The sequence below is a fragment of the Actinomyces qiguomingii genome, assembly GCF_004102025.1.
Classification (GTDB): Bacteria; Actinomycetota; Actinomycetes; order Actinomycetales; family Actinomycetaceae; genus Actinomyces; species Actinomyces qiguomingii.
This window is the reverse complement of record NZ_CP025228.1, coordinates 3591229-3612959: the sequence shown is the minus strand read 5'-3', so window position 1 is coordinate 3612959 and position 21731 is coordinate 3591229. Positions and strand designations below refer to the sequence as shown.

Here is a 21731-nt window from a genome sequence, read left to right as displayed (position 1 = left end):
TCCTTTCCTGTTGGCTGCGGTTGTGGACTGGTTGTGGTTGCTGGTTAGTAGTAGTTGGGCGGGGTGAAGAACAGCTTGACCTCGGAAGCGAATTTACCTTTTGTTTGGAGGTACAGGAGTCGGTCGTAGAATTCTTTTTCGGCTATGTGCCAGTGTATGGGGGTGTTGGTGCCGGTGGCGCGCACTGCCGCGACCTGCTCCCACGCCTGGTCGACGGCGTCATCGACAACATGTTCGCCCCAGGGTTTGTTCATGAGGTTGGCCAGGCCCTCGCCCTTTGCCTCGATGAGCGCGCCGTCTTTGAAGCCGTCGAACTCCTTGCCGCCCACGAAGTAGGAGTCTTGCACGCGTACGCCGGTGACCTGCTCCTCATAGGTCGCCGAGCGCCAGGAGGGGCTGTTGTTCTTGCCCTTGCCCCAGGTGCCCACCCCGCCCTCACTGGACCCGCGTACGGGTTTGCGCACGCCGGGGTAGTGCTTGCCGGCACGCGGATCGAACAAACCGGGCTTTACCCCACCTGTCTCATCGGCCAGGTGGGCGCGCACAGCCCGGTTGCGTTGTTTGACGTAATTACGCCAGGCGGCCCGGTCATTACGCCACAGCCAGTACTCGTAGCGCGCCTGGCGGGCGGCCTGGCGGGACGCCCAGTGAGCGCCGCGGGCGACCTGCCCGCCCATGGCGCTGGCAGTGCCTCCACCCAGGATCGTCAGCCCCGCCAGTGCCAGATCCATGACGATCTCAGCGGGCGTGTGAGTAGACAGGTAACGCCGCACCGTCCCCAACGGGTCGCGCATCAGATCAGCGGCCCCGTGGGCGGCGTCGAAGAAGGTGGCAGCACCCATGCCGAGCTCGAAGGCCAACCCCAAGGTCCCGCCGGTGAGCACCACCACCGCCCCGACGAAGAACACCAAGGCGGCCTTCTGCTCCAGGCTCAAACTCTCCCACCAGGTCCCCAAGGCGTGGAGAATCCCCGCCAACCACCACAAGGAGCCCGAGTCGTTCAACTGCGCCTCCAACACGCCGGCCAGGGCGGGTGTCAGCGCCACCAGGCCGGCCGCCGCTCCCAGCACCCCCATACCGGCGAGCCGCCAGGGCCACCAGCGCTGCGGCACGGAGTCCAGGACTGCGCGAACCGCCTCCTCCCGCCCAATACGCAACCTCGCCGGAGCGATCGCCAACAGCCCCGGCCGGCGAGTACCGGCCGCCTCCAACAGCGTGCGGTACGCCCACCGCCACTCAATTCCGGTGGTGGCTACCAGATCGATCGTCACCGCCCGCAACGACCGCCAACGGTCATAACGCAGCGCCTTGATACGCCGCAGACGCCACGGCCCCCACCGGCCACCGCCGTCGTCGCCCTCAAGCGACAGCGTATAACCCCCCTCCCACAAGACGCGCACGTCCAACAGCCACGCCACACCGAGCAGTCCCAGCAGCATCCAGCCGCGCCCGTGCCCGCCCAGCGTCAGCGTTGAGGTAGCTCCCACCGGCCACCACGGCGCCTGGTCCCCGGTCTGCGACCAAGGCCCATAGTGACTGGCGTTGCGGCCAGCGTGATCCACCATCACGACCCACAGTGCCCACAACGGCGCCAGCGTGCACGCGGCGCGCACCACCACCCGCCTCCAACCGACCATGCCTCCGCACCGGCGCCACACGGCGATTGCCGTCCCCAACGTCCCGGCCACCAGGCCGGTGAGGATCGCGTGTCCCGCGAAAACCAGATACTCCCCCGCCTGCCCCGAAAACGGACTGAGGGAAAACATGGTCGCACCCAAGCACTCCAAATCACCGACACCCTGGTAGGAACATGTCAACAAATCCAGCGCACCGAACAGGCTCGGCTGTGTCTCCAAGATGACGATACGACGCGCCATCTCCTCAACCGCCTCAAACCCTGCACCACAGGCAACACCCAGCACCAGCCAGTCGCTCGCCAGCAGCCGCCGTATCCGCCCCGGAGCCGCCAAAGCCAGCGCCGCCAGCGGCACCAGCTTGCCCACCTCCTCCACCAACGGGGCCACCACCACCGAAGCGGCCGTAGAGGACACCCCCACTTCCGCCAGTTCCGAGATCCACGTGCTTGTCGCAGCGATAACCCCCGCCCACACCATCGCCGCCGCCAGCATCCCGGACACCAACGCCCAAGACACTGTCTTCGCCCGTGCCAGGACAAACCAGCACAGCAGCAGCCACAGGCAGCCGATCCACGCGCCCAGGGCCGCCCTCAACGTCGGCGATACAACCAGCCCCACCAGCACCACCACCGCCGCCAACCACGAACACACCACACGAAACCGCACCAAACGCCCGAACCAGACCGTATCGCTCAACCGGTCGCGCAGCACCTCCCACCACTCCGCACGACCCTCAGTCAATGAAGCAGACGACGATCCAGCTGCCGCCATGGGGGATGAAGCCATCAGGGAGCCTCTCGGTACGATGTGCAGATACGAACCCGCGGCAGTAAATCACAAATCAGAATCCAGGTACTACGCAGGGGTCTGCTAACGCACATGTGTAACGCGCGGTTGCTAGGTCCTGCCGATCCTTGCCGTGACGCCCGTGCGCGTATGCCGGCCCGCCCTGGCCGGGGCAACGGGGCGACCGCCCGCCCTAACGGCGGACGCTGTCGACCTGTCGCAGCACGCCCTCGCCGCGGCGCGGCATCAGATGGGACTCCTGGGCGCGGGCGGCCGTCTCACTCCAGCGCCAGCCATTGAAGGCCGCCGCCTCCGCCAGCGAGCGCGACCAGGCAACCGGCTCTTCCCCGCGCTCACGCCCCACCGCCAGGTAATGGCGCAGCAACCCGGCACTGGCCAGAGCATCATCGAGCGCAGTGTGGTGTCGCCCGATCTGAACCCCGGCAGTCTCACAGCAGGTCACCAGTCGCCGTGACGGGGTGGCCATGAAATGCCGCGCCAGCTCCATGGTGCACACCCTCGGCACCCGCGCCCCGCGCTCCAAATGATCCAGACCGCCCAGCGCCTGGGTGAGAAAACCGACGTCAAAGCGCGCATTGTGGGCCACCACCGCCCGTCCCGCCAGGTCGCGCACCAGCAGGTCGGCGACGTCGGCCAGGGTCGGAGCCCCCGCCAGATCCGCGGCCACGAGCCCATGAATATGTGTGGGGCCCACGTCGACGGTGTCTCCCGGGTTCACCAGGGTCGACCAGCTCCGCTCCACCGCCCCGTCCGGTCCGGTCAGCACCAGCCCGATCTCAATGATCCAGTCCGCCGCCGGAGACAGTCCCGTGGTCTCCAGGTCGACTACGGCGTAGCCCACCTCAGAAAGGTCGCCGCCCACGGCGGCCTCAGCCGGACGGGGTTGAAGGGTCTGACGCAGCGGCAGACGCGCGCGGTGATAGAAGGGCATCGAGACCATCGTAGGCCTTCGGCGTTGCCGGGTCCCTACCCGTCGCGTCGCCCCGGTCGTCTGGCCCGGGGCCGGGCCGAGAGGGATAGAGTCGAGGTTATGACGACCACGCCCGACAATGAGCCCGCCGCGCCGGCTGGAGTCACCAGCGCCCCCACCGACGCCTTGACCACCCCCGCGACCACCCCGGTCACCAACACCACCATCGCCACCCAGCTGGCCCACCGCACCATCCGCGCCTACACCTCCGAGCCGGTGGCTGAGGACGTGGTGTCCACCCTGCTAGATGTCGCCCGTCAGGCTGCCAGCTCCTCCTTCCAGCAGCAGGTCACCGTCATCCGGGTCCAGGACCCCGCGGTGCGCGAACAGCTCCACCTCGCCTCCGGCCAGCCCTACGTGGGTGGGGAGCGCGGCGAACTGTTCGTGTTCGTCGTGGATCTGCACCGCAACGCCGTCATCCGCGAACGGGCCGGTGCCTCCCTGGAGCCGCTCGAGCGCACCGCCCTGTTCCTCCAGGGCGTTGAGGACGCCGTCATCGCCGCCCAGAACATGGTGGTCGCGGCCGAGTCGCTGGGCCTGGGCACCGTCTACCTCGGCTCCATCATCGGTGATGTGCGCCGCGTCATCACCGCCCTGGGCTTGCCCAAGCGCACCTACCCGCTGCTCGGCCTGCTGGTGGGCCACCCCGCCCAGGAGCCCCAGTACAAGCCCCGCCTGCCCCGCGAGATCGTCACCTCCGTGGACACCTACCCCGACCTTGACGCCCACGTCGACGCCTTGGCCGCCTACGACTCCGAGGTCCAGCAGTACTACGACCTGCGCGACACCAACAACCGCGTCGACTCCTTCACCACCCAGATCACCCGCGCACTGGGCGGCGGCCCGGCCTCGCAGGCCCCCGTGCTAGACGTCCTGCACGAGCAGCTGCTCTGCCTGCACTGAGGAAGCGCTGTGCCTACCGCGTCCGCGCCGGAGGCCCTCCCCGCTGGGTTTGGCGCCGTGCCCGCCCCGGTCGGGCCAGAGGCCCTCCCCGCTGGGTTTGGCGCCGTGCCCGCCCCGGTCGGGCCGGAGGCCCTCCCCGCTGGGTTTGGCGCCGTGCCCGCCCCGGTCGGGCCGGAGGCCCTCCCCGCCGTAACGGCTTTCGACTTCCCCATCGCGCTCATCGCCAATGAACTCCGCACGGACGCGGACACCGGCGCCCCCTCAGCTCCCGACACGCGACCCCGCTTCCGCACCCTGGCCGAGGTGGGCGATGTTCGCGCCATATTTCCACTCGCCTCCCTGACCAAGCCGCTGGTCGCCTGGAGCGCACTGGTCGCCGCCGACCGGCACCTGCTGGACCTCGGCGCGCCCGCTGCGCCCGGGCTTCCCGGCGCCACCATCTGCGACCTGCTCGCCCACGCCTCCGGTATCGCCTTCGACTCCGACTCCGTCTTGGCGCCGCCGCGCCACCGCCGCATCTACTCCAACCGTGGCTTCGAGATCCTCGGTCGGCTCTTGGAGGAGGCGACCGCCACCCCACTCGAGGCGTGGGTAGAGACCAGCGTACTCGAGCCCCTGGGCATGGAGAGCGTCCGTATCCCCAGTTCGCCTGCCCACTCGGGGACGGGTTGCGCCGCCGACCTGGCCGCCTTCGCCCGCGAGCTTGCGGCCCCAACCCTCGTCTCGCCCGCTCTTGCCGCAGCCGCACGCCGCCCCGTCCACCCCGGCCTGTCGGGCGTACTGCCCGGATACGGGCGTCAGGTCGCAAATGACTTCGGCCTCGGTCTGGAGGTCCGCGGCGCCAAACAGCCGCACTGGACCGCCCCGACGAGCAGCCCCGAGACCTTCGGCCACTTTGGCCAGTCCGGATCATTCATCTGGGTCGATCCGGTGGCTCGCCGCCAGGCGGTGTTCCTGGGCGCGCGCTCCTTCGGCGCCGTGCACCGGGAAAATTGGCCCGCGCTCAACGCCCAGCTACTCGCCCTGTGACTCGGACATCGCAGCCGCGCACGCTTAGCTGCTCGCCTCAGTTGTCCCGATTAGGACTTTTCATTGGAAAACAGCCATTATTGGAATTGCCCGGTTTTCGGTGCCGACGCTCCCATGTGCGGCGAAGGTGCCGGCGCACATGGGAGCCTTCCAGCGCTCGCGACTCGCTCGGCGAAACCGCGGAATTTCGCGGTTCTTGTGACACGCGCCGACGGCTAAGCGTGCGGCACTGGTATTAGTGCGTCTTGGCGTGCCGTGGGAAGGCCGGCGCGGATGCGGACCCCGGGCCGTCCCGCTCAGTCGAGGTCGACCACGACGGGCACGTGGTCGCTCGGGCCCTTGCCCTTGCGCTCGTCCCGGTCGATGGAGGCGCCGCGTACGCGCGCCGCGAAGGCCGCCGAGCCGTAGACAAAGTCGATGCGCATGCCCTCATTACGCGGGAAACGCAGCTGCTGGTAGTCCCAGTAGGTGTAGTTGGTGACGCGCTCGCGCGTGACCTCGGTCAGGCCGGTCGCCTCCAGCTCCTCCAGCGCCGCCCGCTCCGGGGCGGACACATGCGTGGCGTCCTCGAAGACGCTCATATCCCACACGTCCTCGTCTCGCGGTGCCACATTCCAGTCGCCCACCAGCGCCAGTGACTGGCCCGGCTCTGTCGCCAACCAGGCGGCCGCGGCGTCGCGCAGCGCCGCCAGCCAGGCCAGCTTGTACCGGTAGTGCGGGTGGGTCAGTTCCCGCCCATTGGGCACGTACAGGCTCCACAGCCGCACCGGGTCGCCTGTGGAAGTGCCGCCCACGGTGGCTGCAAGTGCCCGCGCCTCCACCACCGGCTCAGCCCCCGTCTTCGCCGCCCAGCCGGGCTGCCCGGGGAAGGCGGTGACAACATCTACCAGCCCCACTCTGGAGGCGATGGCCACGCCATTCCACTGGTTCAGCCCATGCACGGCCAGTTCGTAGCCGGCCGCCTCGAAGGGGGCGCGTGGGAACTGATCGGGGCGGCACTTGGTCTCCTGCATGGCCAGCACGTCCACCTCCCGGCGCTCAAGGAAGTCCACGATCCGATCGACTCGGGTGCGGGCGGAGTTCACGTTCCAGGTGGCCAGACGCATGCAGCCAGGCTACCGCGGTCGCTTGCCGACGGTGACGTGGTCGGGCGATTAGGCTCCCCCCATGGGAACCGCACTCATTACCGGTGCCACCAGCGGCATCGGCCTGGAACTGGCCTGGCAGCTGGCCGAGGCCCACCACGACCTCGTCCTCGTCGCCCGCACCCGGGAGCGATTGGACCAAATCGCCACCCAGATAAGCCAGGCAGCGGGCGTCGGTGTGCAGGTGATCGCCGCGGACCTGTCGGTTGCTGACAACGTCACCCGCGTAGCCGAGCGGCTGCGCGTTGGGCGTCCCGCCACCGGCCTCTCGGCGGGAGCTGCGCGCCCGGATGTTCCGCACACCGTCGAGCAGGTGGCCGCCCGGCCCATCGACCTGCTGGTCAACAATGCCGGTTTCGCGGTCGGGCAGTCCTTCACCGCTGGGGATCTGGGCCAGGAGCACCGCGCGCTGAACGTCATGGTCGGTGCCGTCCTGGAACTGACCCATGCCGCCATCCCGGGCATGATCGCCCGCGGTCACGGGGCGGTCCTGAACGTCTCCTCCGTGACGGCACTGACCGCCATGGGTACCTATGCGGCGCATAAGGCGTGGGTGCGCACCTTCACCGAGGGGTTGGCTAGCGAACTGCGCGGCACGGGCGTCACGGCCACCGTGGTCAACCCCGGCCTGACCCGCACGGAGTTCCACGATCGTGCCGGCATGGAGGCGGATTGGCCCCGAGTCGCCTGGCTGCGCACGCAGGACGTGGCCCGAGATGCGCTCGCGGCGGTGCGGCGCGGTCAGGTCATCTGCACGCCATCACTGCGTTATCGCGGCGTCAACGCACTGCTGCGGCTGGCGCCCCGCGGAGTGGTGCGGCGCGTTGCGGGCCACGCCGGCGCGCGGACTCGCTACTGACCGGAAGGATCATGACTTTCGTGACGCGCTGTGATATCCTTGGTGAGGTCAGCAAGCCCTGTGTCGGTCCGCTTCCCCGGCGGACGGGGCGTGACATTCCCGGAGCGTGAGGGGGTGCCGCGTGGTACGTCTTGTTAAGGCGATATGGCGCGGTTACACGCGCCTGTTCACCGGCTGGGCGCGGGTAGCGCTGGCGGCGCTGCTGGGCGTCGTACTGGGGGTGGGCGGCTTCACGGTGTACTACTCGGGAGTGATCGACTACCTCGGTGACGATCCGGCCACCTGCGCCAACTGTCACGCGATGGATGATCACTACGAGGCCTGGCAGCGCAGCAGCCATCACGACGTTACCACCTGCAACTCCTGCCACCTGCCGCATGACAACGTGGTCCACAAGTACCTCAACAAGGCTGACAACGGCTTCTGGCACGCGCTGAAGTTCACGTTCCAGAACTACCCGGAGAACATGCAGATCCGCGAGCACAACCGTGAGATCACCGAGGCGGCCTGCCTCTACTGCCACGGCGACTTCGTCGACCAGGCCACCAACAGTTCCACCCACAAGGACGAGACGGTGTCGTGCATCCGCTGTCACGATGGCGTCGGGCATATGAGGTGATGCGACATGAGTACCCAGAGGGATGACGCTGCGATGGATGACCCCGAGAACCACAAGGCCGCCGAGGCGGATGACGTCGAGACGACCGCCTCCGAGCCGGATGACGCCGCCGAGGCGGATGAGGTGACCGACCCCGATCTGGATGACGGGGAGGACACCGACTCCACCGCGGGCGCCGCCGGCGGGAAGACCCGCTCCGACCGGTCCCGAAAATGGGTGCCGGCCGTGGTGCTGGTGACCGTGGCCGTGGCCGCGGGCGCCCTGACCTGGCTGCTGACCACGATTTTCGAGCACAAGCAGGAGTCGGCGGCCTCCTTCACCGAAGTGGTGGAGCTGACCGACACCTCCTACGATCCGCAGGTGTGGGGGCAGAACTTCCCCATCCAGTACGAGCAGTACCGCAAGACCATCGAAGACACCGACGGCGACTTCATCGCCGTCACCCCCACGGCCGACGACCCGCGCGAGTACCACACCGTTTCACGCATTGACGCCGAGACTCGGGCGCAAAGAATGTGGCGCGGCTACCCCTTCTCCTACGATTACACCGAGCCGCGCGGACACGAGTGGGCACTGGTGGATCAGCGCTACACCGAGCGCACCGATGATCGATTCAACCAGCCCGGCACCTGCCTGAACTGCCACGCCTCCATGCCCGCGGTCTACGACGAATTGGGTGACGGCGACCGTGAAGCGGGTTTCCACGCCATGAACGCCATGAGCTTCAAGGACGCCTACGAGCACACCTCCGGCTCCATCGCCTGTATCGACTGCCACGATCCGCAGACCATGGAGCTGACCATCACTCGTCCGGCCTTCGTCGACGGCATCCGCAAGGCCAAGGCGGCCGAAGGCATTGCTGACTATGACGTCAACCGTGACGCCACCAACCAGGAGATGCGCACCTACGTGTGCGCCCAGTGCCACGTCGAGTACTACTTCGCCGGCGACTCCAAGACCCTGACCTTCCCGTGGGACAAGGGACTGACGGTTTACGACGCCATGGACTACTACGACGAGATCGGCTGGACCGACTTCACCCACGAAGAGTCCGGAGCCGACGTACTCAAGGCGCAGCACCCCGATTTCGAGACCTGGGCGCAGGGCATTCACGCCGCCAACGGCGTGACCTGTGCCGACTGCCACATGCCCTACAACCGGGTCGGTGCCGCCAAGGTGTCCAACCACCAGATCATGAGCCCGATGGCCAATGACGAGACCATCAACGCATCCTGCCTGACCTGCCACCACTCCACCGCGCAGGAGATGCGCGAGCGGGTGGACGGCATCCAAACGCGTTGGCAGGGATCGCTGAATGTCTCCTTCACCGCCCTGGACGCACTGATCACCGACATCACCGACGCCGCTGCGAACGGAACCGCCTCCGCGGATGATCTGGACAAGGCCCGCGACTACCAGCGCAAGTCCCAGTTCGTAGTCGACTACTCCTTCTCCGAGAACGGCCGGGGCTTCCATGCCCCCGACTACTCGATCTCCATCCTCAACCAGGCCACCGACTGGGCCCGCTCCGGGCAGTTGGTGCTGCGCGGCGTGGACGTCGAGAACGGGGTCGGCCCGGTGGTCTCCTTGCCGAACATGCCCGGTGACGGGAACTGACGGGGCGCCTGCACGGTATGGGGCAAGCGCGGGTGAGTAACGGGCATTCGGCGAGTCAGGGTGCCGGCGGACCAGATCGGGAAGAGCTGGCCGCCTTCCTCGCCCAAGCCCCGGAGGGGCTGAAGGAATGGGCGGCCGAGCAGCTGGCCGGCCTCGGTGAGGACGGCGATCCGGGCGACGACGAGGTCCCGGCCGACACCGAGGACGAGGCCGATGTGGAGGATGTTCTCGCCGAGGATGAGGAGATTGACGCCCCGCCTGCCGCCACCGGCCGGCGCGGACGCGATCGCGCCTCCTCCACTTTGGAACGTCGCACCGGGGTGTCGCGCCTGAACCTGATCCTGGTGGCGTTGCTGGCCGCCGCGGTGGTCGTGATTGTTCGGCAGGCGGGCCAGGACAATGCCTCGGTGGGTATGGTCCTGCCCTCGGGGCATCCCTCGATCTCCGCCACCATGTCCGCCAGCGAGATCGCCGCGCTGGACCAGGCGGAGCCGGTGGATCCCGAACGGGAGGCGGAGCTCCTGGCGCAGGCCGAGGCGGACCCGGAGGACTTGGAGTCCCGGCAGGAATTGGGCGTCATGTACCTCAGGGCGGCCCTGTACCAGAAGGCCGCCATCTGGCTGCAACAGATCCTTGACGTCGACCCCGACAACCTGGCCGCCCTGCTGGCCATAGGCGTCGTCGAATACCAGTCCAATCAGTACGAGCAGGCGGAGACGCACTGGTTGCGCGCCTCCGAACTCGCCCCGCAGGCGGCCGAGCCCTGGTACAACCTCGGTTTCCTGTACATGGCGCGCACCCCTCCCGACACCGAACGGGCTAATGAATGCTGGGAGAAGGTGCTCCAGCTCGCCCCTGATTCGGCGATGGCCACCGAAGTACGGGAGCATGTCGGCACCATGGGATCGGCCACCGCGACGCCGAGTGCGGGGTGAGATCGTGGAGCTGACCCTTCCGGTTGCCCTGCTGGCGGGCCTGGTCTCCTTCGCCTCGCCCTGTTTCCTGCCGATCGTGCCCGCCTTCGTGGGGCAGCTGGTGGGAGCCGATGCGGGACCGGTGCGCCGCCGCACCGCCCTGGCCAACTCGGTGAGCTTCGTGACCGGATTCTCCGCGGTCTTCATCGCCCTGTGGGCCTCACTCGGACTGCTCGGGCGCTCGCTGGGACCCTACGTGGTTTACGCGCGCATGGCGGGCGGGGCGGTGCTGGTGCTGATGGGGCTGCACGTGGCGGGCATACTGACGCTGCGCGCCTTCGACACCCTGGTGCGCGCGGCTGGCCCCGCGCAGGTAGCCGGGTCCCCGTTGCGCGCCGCCCTGATGGGAGTTGCCTTCGGGGCGGGCTGGACCCCGTGCATCGGCCCAATCCTGGGCGGTATCCTCGCATTGGCCACGGCGAGCCCGACGGCGTGGTCCGGCGTGGCCCTCATGGTTGCCTACTGCCTGGGTTTGGGAATCCCGGTAGTCGCGGTCGCCCTGGGCTCGGCACAGGTGACGCAGAGGTTCAACTGGTTCCGTCGCCACCATGTGGGCGTGTCCCTGGTCAGTGGGGGCATGCTCGTCGTCGTCGGACTGCTTATGGTCAGTGGCATGCTGGGAAGACTGTCCGCCCTGATCCCCGCCCTGGGGCTTTAAGGAGGCATCGAAGGTGAAACAGACCGACACGCAGTCGGCCGGATCCGCACAGCCCCCCGCCGCGGGGCGGACGGGGACGGCCACGGCCTCGCGCGGCTCCGGGGCAGTGGACGGCCTGGATGATCAGGCCGCGCTTTCCCCGGGCCAGATGCTCAAGCAGATCTATGCGTTCTTCTACAACAAGACCGTGGGACTGGTGTTGATCCTGCTGGCTGGCCTGCTGGGCCTGCTGGGAGCGATCTTCCCGCAGATGCCGGATTCCGCCCGGGTGGATCCGCAGGCTGCCGAGCAGTGGCTGGAGCAGGTGCGTCCGGTGTTCGGGGGCTGGACCGGCATTTTGCACACGCTCGGGGCCTTCACCATGTTCACCTCGGTGCCGTTCCTGGTGGTGATGGGGCTGCTGGCCGCCTCGATCCTTGCCTGCACGGTGCACCGCCTGCCGGTCATTTGGCGCGCTGCCCGGCACCCGCGTACGCGGGTGACCGCCCGCTTCTTCGACCGGGCCCGGCTGCGCTCCCACTTCACGGCGCCGGTCAGCGCCGCCGACGCCTTCGAAATCGTGTGTGCCGATGCGCGCCGGCACCGCCTGCGGGTGATCGTGGATGAGCGCGGCCCCGGGCACAACGCCTACCTGGACCGCAACTACTGGGCGCCCTTCGGCACGGTCTTCGCCCACGTCGCCTTCGTGGTGGTCATGGCCGGCTTCGTGGTCTCCTCCCTGACCGGATTCCGTGACCAGCAGTTCACGCTGACGGTGGGCCATCCCAAGGACGTTGGTCACGGCACCGCGCTGACAGCGCAGGCCAACAGCTTTCAAGACATCTATTACGAGGACGGCTCGCCGAAGGATTATGTAGCCGACCTGACCCTGCTGGACGCCGGCCGCGAGGTCGCCTCGCAACAGGTACGCGTCAACACGCCGCTGAGCTACCAGGGCGTGATGTTCCACCAGTCCTACTTCGGGGTATCCGCCGTCATGCGGGTGGTCGACGCCTCCGGCGCGCAGGTCCTCCATGACGGCGTCGCCCTGGAGTGGACCACCGCGGACAAGATTTTCAACTATGGGCACACCACCCTGCCGGACGGCACGGTCATGTACGTGGTGGAAGCGGCCTCAGGGCAGGTCGGCACCGGTATCGAGCCGGGCCAGGTGCGCGTCGAGCTGTACCAGGGTGACGCCACCACACCCAGTGCCGAGGCCATTCTGGATCAGGGTGCACCCAGTGTGGTGGGTGCCTACACTCTCACCTTCGAGCGTGAGCAGCAGTTCACCGGGATGATTGTGCGACGCGACCCCGGCACCCTGATTGTGTGGGTCGGATTTGGCCTGCTGGTGATCGGCATTTGCATGACCATGTTCTTCCGGCACCGGCGCATCTGGGTGCGGGTCACCGAGGTCGACGACGGCGCCCTGGTGCAGATGGCCTCGCCCGACCGCCGCGACTTCGGATTCAGCGAATTCTTCACCGACATGGCCGTCCGCCTGAGCGGACGAATGACCCGGCACGCAGAAAGGACCGCCGCCGATGCTTGAGTACTCCCAGGCCCTGCTGCTGATCACCACCGCCCTGGTGGTGGTATCCACCATCGCCTACCTGGGTGCGTTCTTCGCAGCCCGCATGTCTCGGGCCGCCGTCACGGCTCCGACGGAAGGGACGGGTGCGAGCATCGTCGTCGACACCGGCGCGGGTGAGCGCACCGTGGAGGTGACCGGCGGTGTCCAGCGGGCCCCGATCAAGCGCTTCACCATCACCTGGTGGGCCGCCAAGTCCACCCAGCTGGGCCTGCTGCTGCTCACGGGATCGCTGATAGCCCGAACCATCGCCACCGGGCACCCACCCTTCTCCAACCACTACGAGTTCGCCATCTGCTTCGCCTGGGGGATGATGCTGGCGCAGGTAGTCTTCGAGTGGCGCTACCGGGTGCGTACGGTGTCAATCATCGTGCTGCCGGTGATCCTGGCGATGCTCATCTACGCCTCCACCCTGTCCTACCAGCCCAGCCCGCTGATGCCAGCACTGCAGAATTCCCCGCTGCTGACCCTGCACGTGTTCACCGCGTCGCTCGGGTACGGGGCCGCGGTGGTCTCTTTCGCCGCCGCGATCATGTACCTGCTGGCCCCCCATGTGCGCTGGCGGGGATGGCCCCGCCAGGAGGTGCTCGATGACCTGGCCTACCGCGCCACCGTGGTCACCTTCCCCATGCTTACGCTGATGCTGATCCTGGGGGCGCTGTGGGGGAATGTTGCTTGGGGACGTTACTGGGGGTGGGATCCCAAGGAGACGGCGGCCCTGGTCACCTGGCTGATCTACGGCGCCTACCTGCACGCCCGCGTGACCCGGGGCTGGCGGGGCAATCGCTCCGCCTGGTTGCTTATCCTGGGTTTCGCCGCCGTGCTATTCACCTACCTGGGCAACCTGTTCTTCGGAGGGCTGCACTCCTATGCGTGACGAAGTGTCGGAAGACATCCCCGCCGACGACGGCGACCTGCTCGACTCTGCCGACCCGGCCACTCGGGCCGACGAACCCGATGAGCCCGCCTGGCGCGCCGGCATCCGCGGCTCCCACTTCGGGCAGGTGGCCGTGGTGATAGTGGCGGCCTTCGCCATAGCCATCGCCGCCTGGTGGGCGGTCAAGCCCGACGACGCCGGTCCGGCCCAGGCGGAGATCGCCGTGGTCACCGAGGTGGATGTGGAGGGGGCGGGCAGTGCGCCGGTGGCGGGGCAGACGCCCCCGGCTTTCACGGCCACCGACCTCGGCTCCCAGGAGGTGGTGCTTGACCCGCAGGCCATGGAGGGGCGGCCGGTGTGGCTGATGTTCGTGGCCACCTGGTGCACGGGCTGCCGGACCGAGATGCCGGACGTGCAGGCGGCGGCCGCCGAGTACGGGGATGACGTGGAGGTGATCGTGGTTTACGTGGGGGAGGATGCCGCCGCGGTTAGCGCCTACTCCGAGCGCGTGGGAAATGAGTTCACGCAGGTGCCCGACCGCAGCCAGGCGATCTCCGCCGCCTACGGGATCATGGGGGTGCCCTCGCACTTCTTCATTGGTGCTGACGGAGTGGTGCAGCAGGTGCATGTGGGCCTGTTGACCCCTGCACAGATGGAGGAGTCCCTGCGCGCCCTCACCGAGATCGGTTGAAATCACCACCGAGATCGGTTGAAGGTGCATAGCTCTTCCGTTTTGGGGCTGTGGTTGGGGGTGTTCGCTGCTGCGCCGACCCGGCCGGCGGCCACGGCGGAGCCCCCGGGCCGACGACGATCTCTCCTGTTAGATAACGAACTCATCGGCCCGACCGCGAACCCCAAACCACTGTCCGGACAGCAGCCACCAAACCCCTAAACCCAAAGAGCCGGGTTAGCCTTTGCGGCGTGAGTACCGATGTGATTGCCAACGACTCCCACCGCGCCCGCCTGTCCGAACTGATCCGCGAACTCGCCGTCGTGCGCGGAAAAGTCACTCTCGCCTCCGGAATGGAGTCCGACTTCTACGTGGACATGCGCCGCGCCACCCTGCACCACGAGGCTGCCCCCCTCATCGGACACGTCATGCTTGACATGCTTGAGGAGGCCGGGCTTGGCACCGAGGACGTCGACGCCGTCGGCGGGCTGACCATGGGCGCCGACCCGGTGGCCACCGCCATGCTGCATGCCGCCGCCTCCCGCGGACTGGACTTGGACGCGTTCGTAGTGCGCAAGGCCGCCAAAGATCACGGCATGAAGCGCCGGATCGAGGGCCCCGACGTCGTCGGCCGCAACGTCGTCGTCCTGGAGGACACCTCCACCACCGGCGGCTCCCCCCTGGAGGCCGTCGCAGCCTTGCGTGAGGCGGGTGCCAAGGTTCTCGCCGTCGCCGTGATCGTAGACCGAGCCACCGGGGCACGTGAGCGCATTGAGGCTGCCGGCCTGCCCTACTACGCTGCTCTCGGACTTGCAGACCTGGGACTTGACTGACGCCTCCGACCCGAATTAGCCGCCGACGCAGCAGACTGTCTTCGCATAAGCGGGCCAGCAGGCGTTCGTGAGCTGCGAGTCGGCGATCGTCAGGCACTTTTCGGGCTCAGCCGGTTTAAGGGTGTAGGGGTGGATGGTCGCGGGTGTGGGGATCTCGATGTCGGTCGGTAAGTTGGCCTGGTCGGTGACTGGATGCGCTGCCTGCTCGTGGTGTGCTGGCGGCCCTACCAACCGAACTCGACGGTTATATCGACCGAACTCGACGGTTATATCGACCGAACTCGACGCCCTTGAAACTGGAGGAGCCCATTAAGCTACCGCAGGTGCGATCGTGGAGGTGGTCGTACGTCGCGTACTGGCAGGGGGCAGATGATGTCGGGTTATCGAGGTAAGCGGTGTGCGGGTAACGCCTTCGGCTCCGATCCGGACATCCCGGACATCCCGGACATCATGGACGTCCGCGAGGCCGCCGACCGCCAGAAGCAGCCCGAGCCGCACGCGTGGACTAATGAGCGCGCGCCGCGCGAGGTCGGGGTTGGCCCCTGGCCCGGCGGACCGGGCGCTTGGCCCGATGACCTTCGCTACGACCCGGAGCTGCTGGCCGACGGTGACCGCCGCAACGTGGTAGACCGCTACCGTTACTGGACCATGGAAGCGATCCGCGCGGATCTGGCTTCACGCGCGCATGCATTGCACGTGGCCGTGGAGAACGTCTCCCAGGACCTGAACATCGGCTCGATCGTGCGTACAGCCAATGCCTTCAATGTCTCGGCCGTGCACATTATCGGGCGGCGCCGCTGGAACAAGCGCGGTGCCATGGTCACCAACCGCTACCTGGATGTGCGCCACCACGCTGAACCCGACGCGCTGCTGGAATGGGCGGACGACGTCGGCTATGAAGTCATCGGCATCGACAACGGCCCGCGGGCGGAGCTGCTGGAGGAGGCGGCCTTACCGGAGCGCTGCCTGATGTTGTTCGGCTCCGAGGGGGAGGGGATCAGTCCCGCGCTGCTGGCGCGCTGCTCCCGGGTACTGCGGATCGGCCAGTACGGATCCACCCGCTCCATCAACGTGGCCGCGGCGGCCGCCGTCGCCATGCACGCGTGGATTCTGCAACACGCCGGGCCCGCACCCGACTGAGCGGATACGGGCCCGGTGGTGAGCAAGTGGACATGCCCGGGCTGGGACGAGCCCGGCCGGGATGGCGGCGGGGCTCGTCCCGGCGCCGCCGTCAGTTCTGCTCGGCCTCGATGACCGGGTGCTTGGCCGAGGCGTGCGTGACCTCGATCTTGCGCGGCTTGGCCTCCTCGGCCACCGGAATTGTGAGCGTGAGCACGCCGTCGGTGTACTGGGCGGAGATGCGGTCCAGTGCGAGCCCGTGGCCGAGCGTGAGCTGCCGGGCGAAGGTCCCGGTCGGACGCTCGTGTGCGAGCCACTGCACGTCCGCGGCCTCGTGAGCCGGGCGCTCGGCGCGCACGGTCAGGGTGCGGTCCTCGACGTCGACGTCGATCGTGGCGGGGTCAACGCCGGGTAGGTCGATGCGGGCTACGAAGGACTCGCCCTGGCGGAACAGGTCCAGGGGCATGCCCACGGACGCGGGGGTGCGTACCATGCCGCCGCTCAGCCAGCGGTCCAGGTCGCGGAACGGGTCGAAGGATGTTGTTGCCATGTAAACCACCTCCAGTGGTTACGGCCTCGGCGTCTCCGAGAGCCGAGTCAGGGGCGTGCGCGCCGCTCCCGGCTAACTCAATTTTGGCACTCTCACCTTGAGAGTGCTAACCCTAATCGCCACGGGTGAACGGGGGGCTCCGGTGGGACGGCTGCCGGCCTCCTGCCGCGAACCGGGACCATGATCCGGTTCACGCGGGCGTGAATCCGTGACAGAATCAGCGGTGCACCACTGACTATTCACTTTCATCAGGAGGCACCCAGTGGCCATTGCAACCCCGGAGTCCTATGCCGACATGCTTGACCGCGCCAAGGCCGGCAAGTACGCCATCCCCGCGATCAACGTCACTTCCTCGCAGACCCTGTCTGCGGCACTCAAGGGTTTCGCCGACGCCGAGTCTGACGGAATCGTCCAGATCTCCAACGGCGGCGCCGCCTACTGGTCCGGATCCTCCCGTCTCGACCGCGTGAAGGGGTCCATCGCCTTCGCGGCCTATGCCCGCGCCGTCGGTGACCTCTACCCGGGCGTGATCGGCCTGCACACCGACCACTGCCCCAAGAAGATGCTCGAGCCCTGGATCCTCCCGCTGCTGGAGATCGAGGCCGAGCAGGTCAAGCGCGGCGAGCAGCCGATGTTCAACTCCCACATGTGGGACGGGTCGGCCGAGTCCCTGGACGACAACATTGAGATTGCCGTGGACATGCTGGCGCGCGCCAAGGCCGCCAACACGATCCTGGAGATCGAGATCGGCGCCGTCGGCGGTGAGGAGGACGGCATCTCCGGCGACGAGAACGCCAACCTCTACACCACGGCCGACGACGCCTGGCGCGCCATCGAGGCTCTCGGCCTGGGTGAGAACGGCCGCTACATCACCGCCCTGACCTTCGGTAACGTGCACGGCTCCTACAAGCCTGGGCATGTCAAGCTGCGCCCGGAGATCCTCGGCGACATCCAGAAGGATGTCGCCGCCCGCCTGGGCGACCGCCTGTCCACCAAGGTCGGGGACACCAGCTCCCCCTTCGACCTGGTCATGCACGGTGGCTCCGGTTCCACCGACGAGGAGATCGCCACCGCGGTGCGCAACGGCGTCATCAAGATGAACGTAGACACCGACACCCAGTACGCCTTTACCCGCCCGGTTGTGGACCACATGCTCAAGAACTACGACGGCGTGCTCAAGATCGACGGTGAGGTCGGCAACAAGAAGACCTACGACCCGCGTGCCTGGGGCAAGGCCGCCGAGGAGGGCATGGCCGCCCGCGTGGTCGAGGCCTGCGAGCGTCTCGGCTCCGTCGGCTCCGCCAAGCGCTGATCGGTCCGACGGCGAGGGCGTTTGCCCGGCGCGGCGTCGTCACTCTCGCTTCAGTCCGGCTGCTCGAGACGCCTGTAGGCAGGTGCGCGAGCCTCCCGGTATGGCGTGAATATGGTTGTGGCCCCGGCACCGGTGCGGTGTCGGGGCCACAACCATTGGCGGCCGGTTGGATCGAGCTCTTTGCGGGTCGTGCGCGAGTAGGGGATGCTGACTGCGGATCTCCTACCTGCGACGGTTGTTCGGCTGTGCCGAGAGGGTAATCATGGTTGAGCCGTAATGTCGCCGCTGAGTTATTGTCCGGCAACTCAGCACATTCCATGGAGGACCGATGTCTCGCCGACGTTCCACCTTGCTGGTTGCTCTTGCTGTGCTGATCGCGCTCGCCTGCGGGCTGGGATTGCGTCAGCTCTTGATCGGCTCGGCCTCCCGAGGGTTCGTCGAGGGTGTCGATGCGGGGATCGTCAGCGCCGTGCAGGTGCGCTGGTAACCATTCTTGGCCGGGAGGGCCTGCCCGTGACGGCCGGGTCTCGCCGACGCGATGGGCCGCGGCCGCCAACGGATGCACACACCTACATTCGTCGGTGGTGCCGCGGCCGGGCGCGAGAGAGAATGCCCCGGGATAGTCGTCAATGCTGAGACGGACGGGGCGCACCATGATGAAGCGAGTAACGGCCGGGATGCTGCTGGTGGCGGCACTGGCGGGAGGCGCGGTACCACAGGCGACGGCTGAGCTGGCGGAGACGTCGACCGTTCTGGAAGCATCGACAGGGCGGGTGACGTACTCCTCGGGAGGTGATGCCGATGGCGGTCGCATTGCACTATGTTTGCTGTTCCCCTCCTGCTGCGAGCGCCGACGGTGATGTGCATGCCTCCGGAAATCGGTCGTAGGACGTCACTCGGGAAGAGGATCGCCTACATCGCTCTAGGCGCAGGCTTTATTGTTTTTGACGCGGACACCTGGGCTGGTAATACGCCTATAGTGCTCTGGGTGACGCTGACGGTTCTGATGGGTTCAGGCGCCGTGTTGCTGGGATGGTACCCGAGGACTGCCGGGGTATTAGTCATAGTTTGTAGTATCGCAGATGAGATACTGTCAGCGGGCGTTGGGGTGGCTTCCATCGCGTTGCCGCTTGTAGTGGTGGATTGGTTGTCCCGACGCTGGGATGCTGCCGTAGCGGGCGCCGTCGTAGCACATACGCTGATCGGCACTGCTTCTGCTGAAGACCCCGGGTGGTTCCTACAAGCGCAGGCGTTGTTGATGTCGATCGCCGTGATTGTCGGCATGGCGTTGCGGCAGTACGAACACAGGCTCGCTGAACTGGCGGAGCGGGAGGCCAGGTTGCGCTTGGAGTTTGAGAACGAGGAGCTGCGGGTGCGCTCCGAGATCGCCCTGGCACTGCATGACTCAATCGCGACAGATCTGGCGCAGGTCGTGGTCACCGGGCAGAACCTCTCCCAGGATCTGCCCGCTGGTTCCGAGCGGGACCGTGCGCGTGCCATGGTGGAGGCGGGGCAGCAGGCCATGGTGCACCTGCGGGGGATCATGGAGGGACTGCGCCAATCGAGTTCGGCGCTTCGAGACGAGCAAGTGGATCTGGCCGCGACAGTGGCGGAATGCCGCCGGATGCTGGAATCAAGAGGGCTGGGACTCGAAGTGGATGCCTCCATGCCTTGGGAGGAGCTGCTGCGCGGTGTTGAATTGCCGGCGCGACGACTCCTCGCGCTGGTACTGCGGGAGGGCGCCGTCAATGCGCTCAAGTATGCGCCGGATGGATCAATGGTGCGTGTGGAGGTTGAACGGGTTGAGGGGCGGGTTGCGCTCGAAGTTTCGTCTGCGAGGGGTGCTGGCCAGACCCGGTCGGACAGCGCGGAGACGATGCGGCGGCGCGGCCTGAGCGGAGGCACCGGCCTCAGTGGTCTGGCCATGCGTGCGGCGCGCTTCGGTGGCAAGGTGGTCTACGGACCCGCAGGTGATCGTTGGCTGGTGGGAGCGACCGTTCCAGTGCGCTCGCGTGCTCAGGTCGATTACGGGGCGCCTGATACCTCCCAGATTGGAGAGCACCGATGACTCCAGCAACTGGCGGCATGGCCGCTTCATCCGGCGTTGCATCGGCCTCACGGGGTGCCCCTTTGCGCGTGCTGCTGGCCGAGGACAATGCTCTTGTGCGTGAGGGCTACGCGGACATGCTCTCCCGGGAGCCGGGTATAGAACTCGTGGCCGCCGTGGAGGATGGATTTGCCATATTGCGTGAACTCGATCTGCACCGTGTGGATGTGGCCCTGGTGGACGTGGAGATGCCTCGGATGGACGGCGTGGAGGCGGCTAGGGCGATCGCGTCCCGACATCCCGACGTCGTCGTGGTCATGCTGACTGCCTTCGAGGAGAGAACCCGTCTGGAGGAGGCTCTGGGGGCGGGGGTGCGCGGCTTCCTCACTAAGGACATGGACATTGAGCAGATCATCGCCGGTGTGCGCGATGCGGTGGCGGGCAGGACGGTTCTGGGCCCGGAGCCACTGGAAGTCGCGGCGCAGGGCTTGCGACGGCGGGCTGCGGAGCGGGAGGCCGGCGCCGAGTTCATCCGTGGTGTTGAAGCGTTGTCTCCCCGCCATGCGGAGATTTTCCACCTGGTGGCGCGAGGACTGAGCAACCGCCAGGTGGCGGCGCAGGCCGGGCGAACAGAGTCGACTGTGCGCACATACCTGTCTGAGATTCTGCAGTCCCTGAACTGCTCCTCCCGCACCGAACTCGCGGTCAAGGCCAATCGTCTTGGGCTGGTGAAGGACGAGCCGACGTGATGATCGCTCCCGACCAGGCATCAGCGGCGTTGCTGCAGAATGGGCCACCCGCAGGAGACGCATCGGCGCGTTGCCGAGGTTGCTGACATTCATCGATGGTCCGCCGTAAGGCCGAACCGTAGTCTTATATCGCATCGGCCAGAGGTTGGTCGATGAGCGCATGAATGCTCGTTCTAAGGAGAATCATCATATTGGTCAAGAGTGCGGGACGCGTAGTAGGGTTCTTGTTGGCCGCGTCGCTCTCGATCGGATGTGGGGGAATGGCTGTGGCTGCTCCTTCATCCGATGTCGTGCGGAGCGGATCGGTTTCTGAATCCACATCCACGGGCTTGTCCGAGGCGGAGACGGAGGAGCTCGCCGATGATCTCGAGGTTCTTTTCACCCGCTACATCCCCATGGGTGCGGATGGGAAGCTGGTTGTGAATGAGGGCGCCGTGATTGAAGACGGGTTTGAGAGCAACCTTCCGGAACTCCGCCTCCTTGCCGAGGCGTTGAACGAGGCTGGCGAGACGAGTTCGGCCCGTGACGGTGGAGCACAAACCGAGGGGGCCGGATCGTTCGCTCTCTGTGTGGCGCTCAAGGGTCTGGGAATCCCCGCTGGCAAGGCTTCCCCGGGGCTCATTGCGGCCATTAAGACGGGTATCAAGGCTTGGAACTGGGGACTGACGGCTAAGACTGTTGCGAAGATTCTCGGCGCTTCCGCGGTCAAGGCACTTGGTGGTCCTGTGGCAATCGGTGTGCAGCTGGCTGCCGCGGCTTTCACTTGCAGAGGAGAGTTGTGAG

At 67.1% G+C, this 21731-nt stretch carries 21 protein-coding genes; 17 read left to right on the top strand and 4 right to left on the bottom strand.

All coding sequences use genetic code 11. The features are described from left to right. Positions 1-44 precede the first annotated feature (44 nt). Positions 45-2378, bottom strand: coding sequence for a PrsW family glutamic-type intramembrane protease (locus tag CWT10_RS15115; protein ID WP_244936752.1), 2334 nt, complete (start codon positions 2376-2378; stop codon positions 45-47). A gap of 238 nt (positions 2379-2616) precedes the next feature. Then, positions 2617-3375, bottom strand: a complete 759-nt coding sequence (locus CWT10_RS15110) for a 3'-5' exonuclease (protein WP_103063592.1) — start codon at positions 3373-3375, stop codon at positions 2617-2619. A 99-nt stretch (positions 3376-3474) separates the two neighbouring features. Here CWT10_RS15110 and CWT10_RS15105 point away from each other — a divergent pair, with 99 nt between their 5' ends. Together CWT10_RS15105 and CWT10_RS15100 are read left to right on the top strand one after the other, a co-directional pair. Then, positions 3475-4317 (top strand): NADPH-dependent oxidoreductase, encoded by an 843-nt coding sequence (locus tag CWT10_RS15105; RefSeq protein WP_103063585.1) that lies wholly within the window; start codon positions 3475-3477, stop codon positions 4315-4317. Positions 4318-4470: 153 nt separating this feature from the next. Then, a complete protein-coding gene (locus tag CWT10_RS15100) occupies positions 4471-5346 on the top strand; it encodes a serine hydrolase domain-containing protein (RefSeq protein ID WP_103063584.1) in 876 nt (291 codons plus the stop codon). Positions 5347-5642: 296 nt separating this feature from the next. Here CWT10_RS15100 and CWT10_RS15095 read toward each other — a convergent pair whose 3' ends face one another. Further along, entirely contained in the window at positions 5643-6452 is an 810-nt protein-coding gene (locus tag CWT10_RS15095; protein WP_103063583.1) for an exodeoxyribonuclease III, read from the bottom strand. 61 nt (positions 6453-6513) lie between these two features. Between CWT10_RS15095 and CWT10_RS15090 the strand changes: the two genes are divergently transcribed. From CWT10_RS15090 to CWT10_RS15045, 10 genes are all read left to right on the top strand, one after another. Then, positions 6514-7350 (top strand): SDR family NAD(P)-dependent oxidoreductase, encoded by an 837-nt coding sequence (locus CWT10_RS15090; protein WP_103063582.1) that lies wholly within the window; start codon positions 6514-6516, stop codon positions 7348-7350. Between the two features lie 121 nt (positions 7351-7471). Next, complete coding sequence (gene nrfH / locus CWT10_RS15085) at positions 7472-7969, top strand: cytochrome c nitrite reductase small subunit (RefSeq protein ID WP_103063581.1); 498 nt, start codon at positions 7472-7474, stop codon at positions 7967-7969. 6 nt (positions 7970-7975) lie between these two features. Further along, positions 7976-9586, top strand: a complete 1611-nt coding sequence (locus CWT10_RS15080; protein ID WP_233188212.1) for an ammonia-forming cytochrome c nitrite reductase subunit c552 — start codon at positions 7976-7978, stop codon at positions 9584-9586. A gap of 17 nt (positions 9587-9603) precedes the next feature. Further along, a complete protein-coding gene (locus CWT10_RS15075; protein WP_103063580.1) occupies positions 9604-10521 on the top strand; it encodes a tetratricopeptide repeat protein in 918 nt (305 codons plus the stop codon). A gap of 4 nt (positions 10522-10525) precedes the next feature. Then, positions 10526-11218: a cytochrome c biogenesis CcdA family protein gene (locus tag CWT10_RS15070; RefSeq protein WP_103063590.1), complete on the top strand. Its 693-nt coding sequence runs from the start codon at positions 10526-10528 to the stop codon at positions 11216-11218. A 13-nt stretch (positions 11219-11231) separates the two neighbouring features. Beyond that, positions 11232-12752 carry a cytochrome c biogenesis ResB family protein gene (locus tag CWT10_RS15065; protein ID WP_233188211.1) on the top strand — a complete coding sequence of 507 codons (1521 nt, stop codon included), beginning with the start codon at positions 11232-11234 and terminating at the stop codon, positions 12750-12752. Beyond that, positions 12745-13668 carry a c-type cytochrome biogenesis protein CcsB gene (gene ccsB / locus CWT10_RS15060; protein WP_103063579.1) on the top strand — a complete coding sequence of 308 codons (924 nt, stop codon included), beginning with the start codon at positions 12745-12747 and terminating at the stop codon, positions 13666-13668. The genes CWT10_RS15065 and ccsB overlap by 8 nt, the downstream gene beginning before the upstream one ends. Beyond that, on the top strand, positions 13661-14359 hold the full coding sequence (locus tag CWT10_RS15055; RefSeq protein ID WP_103063578.1) for a TlpA family protein disulfide reductase: 699 nt from the start codon (positions 13661-13663) through the stop codon (positions 14357-14359). Before ccsB ends, CWT10_RS15055 begins: the two co-directional genes overlap by 8 nt. A gap of 242 nt (positions 14360-14601) precedes the next feature. Next, positions 14602-15171: an orotate phosphoribosyltransferase gene (pyrE, locus tag CWT10_RS15050; protein ID WP_233188214.1), complete on the top strand. Its 570-nt coding sequence runs from the start codon at positions 14602-14604 to the stop codon at positions 15169-15171. A 369-nt stretch (positions 15172-15540) separates the two neighbouring features. Then, positions 15541-16311 (top strand): TrmH family RNA methyltransferase, encoded by a 771-nt coding sequence (locus CWT10_RS15045; protein WP_244936751.1) that lies wholly within the window; start codon positions 15541-15543, stop codon positions 16309-16311. Between the two features lie 91 nt (positions 16312-16402). On the opposite strand, the gene CWT10_RS15040 is transcribed toward CWT10_RS15045, so the two are convergent. Continuing rightward, positions 16403-16840 (bottom strand): Hsp20/alpha crystallin family protein, encoded by a 438-nt coding sequence (locus CWT10_RS15040; RefSeq protein ID WP_103063577.1) that lies wholly within the window; start codon positions 16838-16840, stop codon positions 16403-16405. A gap of 262 nt (positions 16841-17102) precedes the next feature. Between CWT10_RS15040 and fbaA the strand changes: the two genes are divergently transcribed. The 5 genes from fbaA to CWT10_RS15020 all read left to right on the top strand — a co-directional run bounded on the left by fbaA (position 17103) and on the right by CWT10_RS15020 (position 21730). After that, positions 17103-18152 carry a class II fructose-bisphosphate aldolase gene (gene fbaA, locus CWT10_RS15035; RefSeq protein ID WP_103063576.1) on the top strand — a complete coding sequence of 350 codons (1050 nt, stop codon included), beginning with the start codon at positions 17103-17105 and terminating at the stop codon, positions 18150-18152. A 328-nt stretch (positions 18153-18480) separates the two neighbouring features. Then, the gene (locus CWT10_RS16890; protein ID WP_158247668.1) at positions 18481-18639 is read left to right on the top strand and encodes a hypothetical protein; all 159 of its coding nucleotides are present in this window, start codon (positions 18481-18483) and stop codon (positions 18637-18639) included. Between the two features lie 621 nt (positions 18640-19260). Further along, positions 19261-20220, top strand: coding sequence for a sensor histidine kinase (locus CWT10_RS15030; RefSeq protein WP_128683562.1), 960 nt, complete (start codon positions 19261-19263; stop codon positions 20218-20220). Continuing rightward, positions 20217-20948, top strand: coding sequence for a response regulator transcription factor (locus CWT10_RS15025; RefSeq protein WP_103063574.1), 732 nt, complete (start codon positions 20217-20219; stop codon positions 20946-20948). Before CWT10_RS15030 ends, CWT10_RS15025 begins: the two co-directional genes overlap by 4 nt. A 164-nt stretch (positions 20949-21112) precedes the next feature. After that, on the top strand, positions 21113-21730 hold the full coding sequence (locus CWT10_RS15020; RefSeq protein WP_233188207.1) for a hypothetical protein: 618 nt from the start codon (positions 21113-21115) through the stop codon (positions 21728-21730). Position 21731: the final 1 nt, after the last annotated feature.

What these genes read in the sequence shown, in the direction of transcription:
- CWT10_RS15055 (WP_103063578.1), top strand. Translation starts at nt 13,661, where the DNA reads ATGCGTGACGAAGTGTCGGAAGACATCCCCGCCGACGACGGCGACCTG.
- CWT10_RS15045 (WP_244936751.1), top strand. Translation starts at nt 15,541, where the DNA reads ATGATGTCGGGTTATCGAGGTAAGCGGTGTGCGGGTAACGCCTTCGGC.
- CWT10_RS15095 (WP_103063583.1), bottom strand. Translation starts at nt 6,452, where the DNA reads ATGCGTCTGGCCACCTGGAACGTGAACTCCGCCCGCACCCGAGTCGAT.
- CWT10_RS16890 (WP_158247668.1), top strand. Translation starts at nt 18,481, where the DNA reads ATGTCTCGCCGACGTTCCACCTTGCTGGTTGCTCTTGCTGTGCTGATC.
- CWT10_RS15025 (WP_103063574.1), top strand. Translation starts at nt 20,217, where the DNA reads ATGACTCCAGCAACTGGCGGCATGGCCGCTTCATCCGGCGTTGCATCG.
- CWT10_RS15040 (WP_103063577.1), bottom strand. Translation starts at nt 16,840, where the DNA reads ATGGCAACAACATCCTTCGACCCGTTCCGCGACCTGGACCGCTGGCTG.
- CWT10_RS15105 (WP_103063585.1), top strand. Translation starts at nt 3,475, where the DNA reads ATGACGACCACGCCCGACAATGAGCCCGCCGCGCCGGCTGGAGTCACC.
- CWT10_RS15090 (WP_103063582.1), top strand. Translation starts at nt 6,514, where the DNA reads ATGGGAACCGCACTCATTACCGGTGCCACCAGCGGCATCGGCCTGGAA.
- CWT10_RS15110 (WP_103063592.1), bottom strand. Translation starts at nt 3,375, where the DNA reads ATGCCCTTCTATCACCGCGCGCGTCTGCCGCTGCGTCAGACCCTTCAA.
- ccsB (WP_103063579.1), top strand. Translation starts at nt 12,745, where the DNA reads ATGCTTGAGTACTCCCAGGCCCTGCTGCTGATCACCACCGCCCTGGTG.
- CWT10_RS15080 (WP_233188212.1), top strand. Translation starts at nt 7,976, where the DNA reads ATGAGTACCCAGAGGGATGACGCTGCGATGGATGACCCCGAGAACCAC.
- CWT10_RS15020 (WP_233188207.1), top strand. Translation starts at nt 21,113, where the DNA reads ATGCTCGTTCTAAGGAGAATCATCATATTGGTCAAGAGTGCGGGACGC.
- CWT10_RS15075 (WP_103063580.1), top strand. Translation starts at nt 9,604, where the DNA reads ATGGGGCAAGCGCGGGTGAGTAACGGGCATTCGGCGAGTCAGGGTGCC.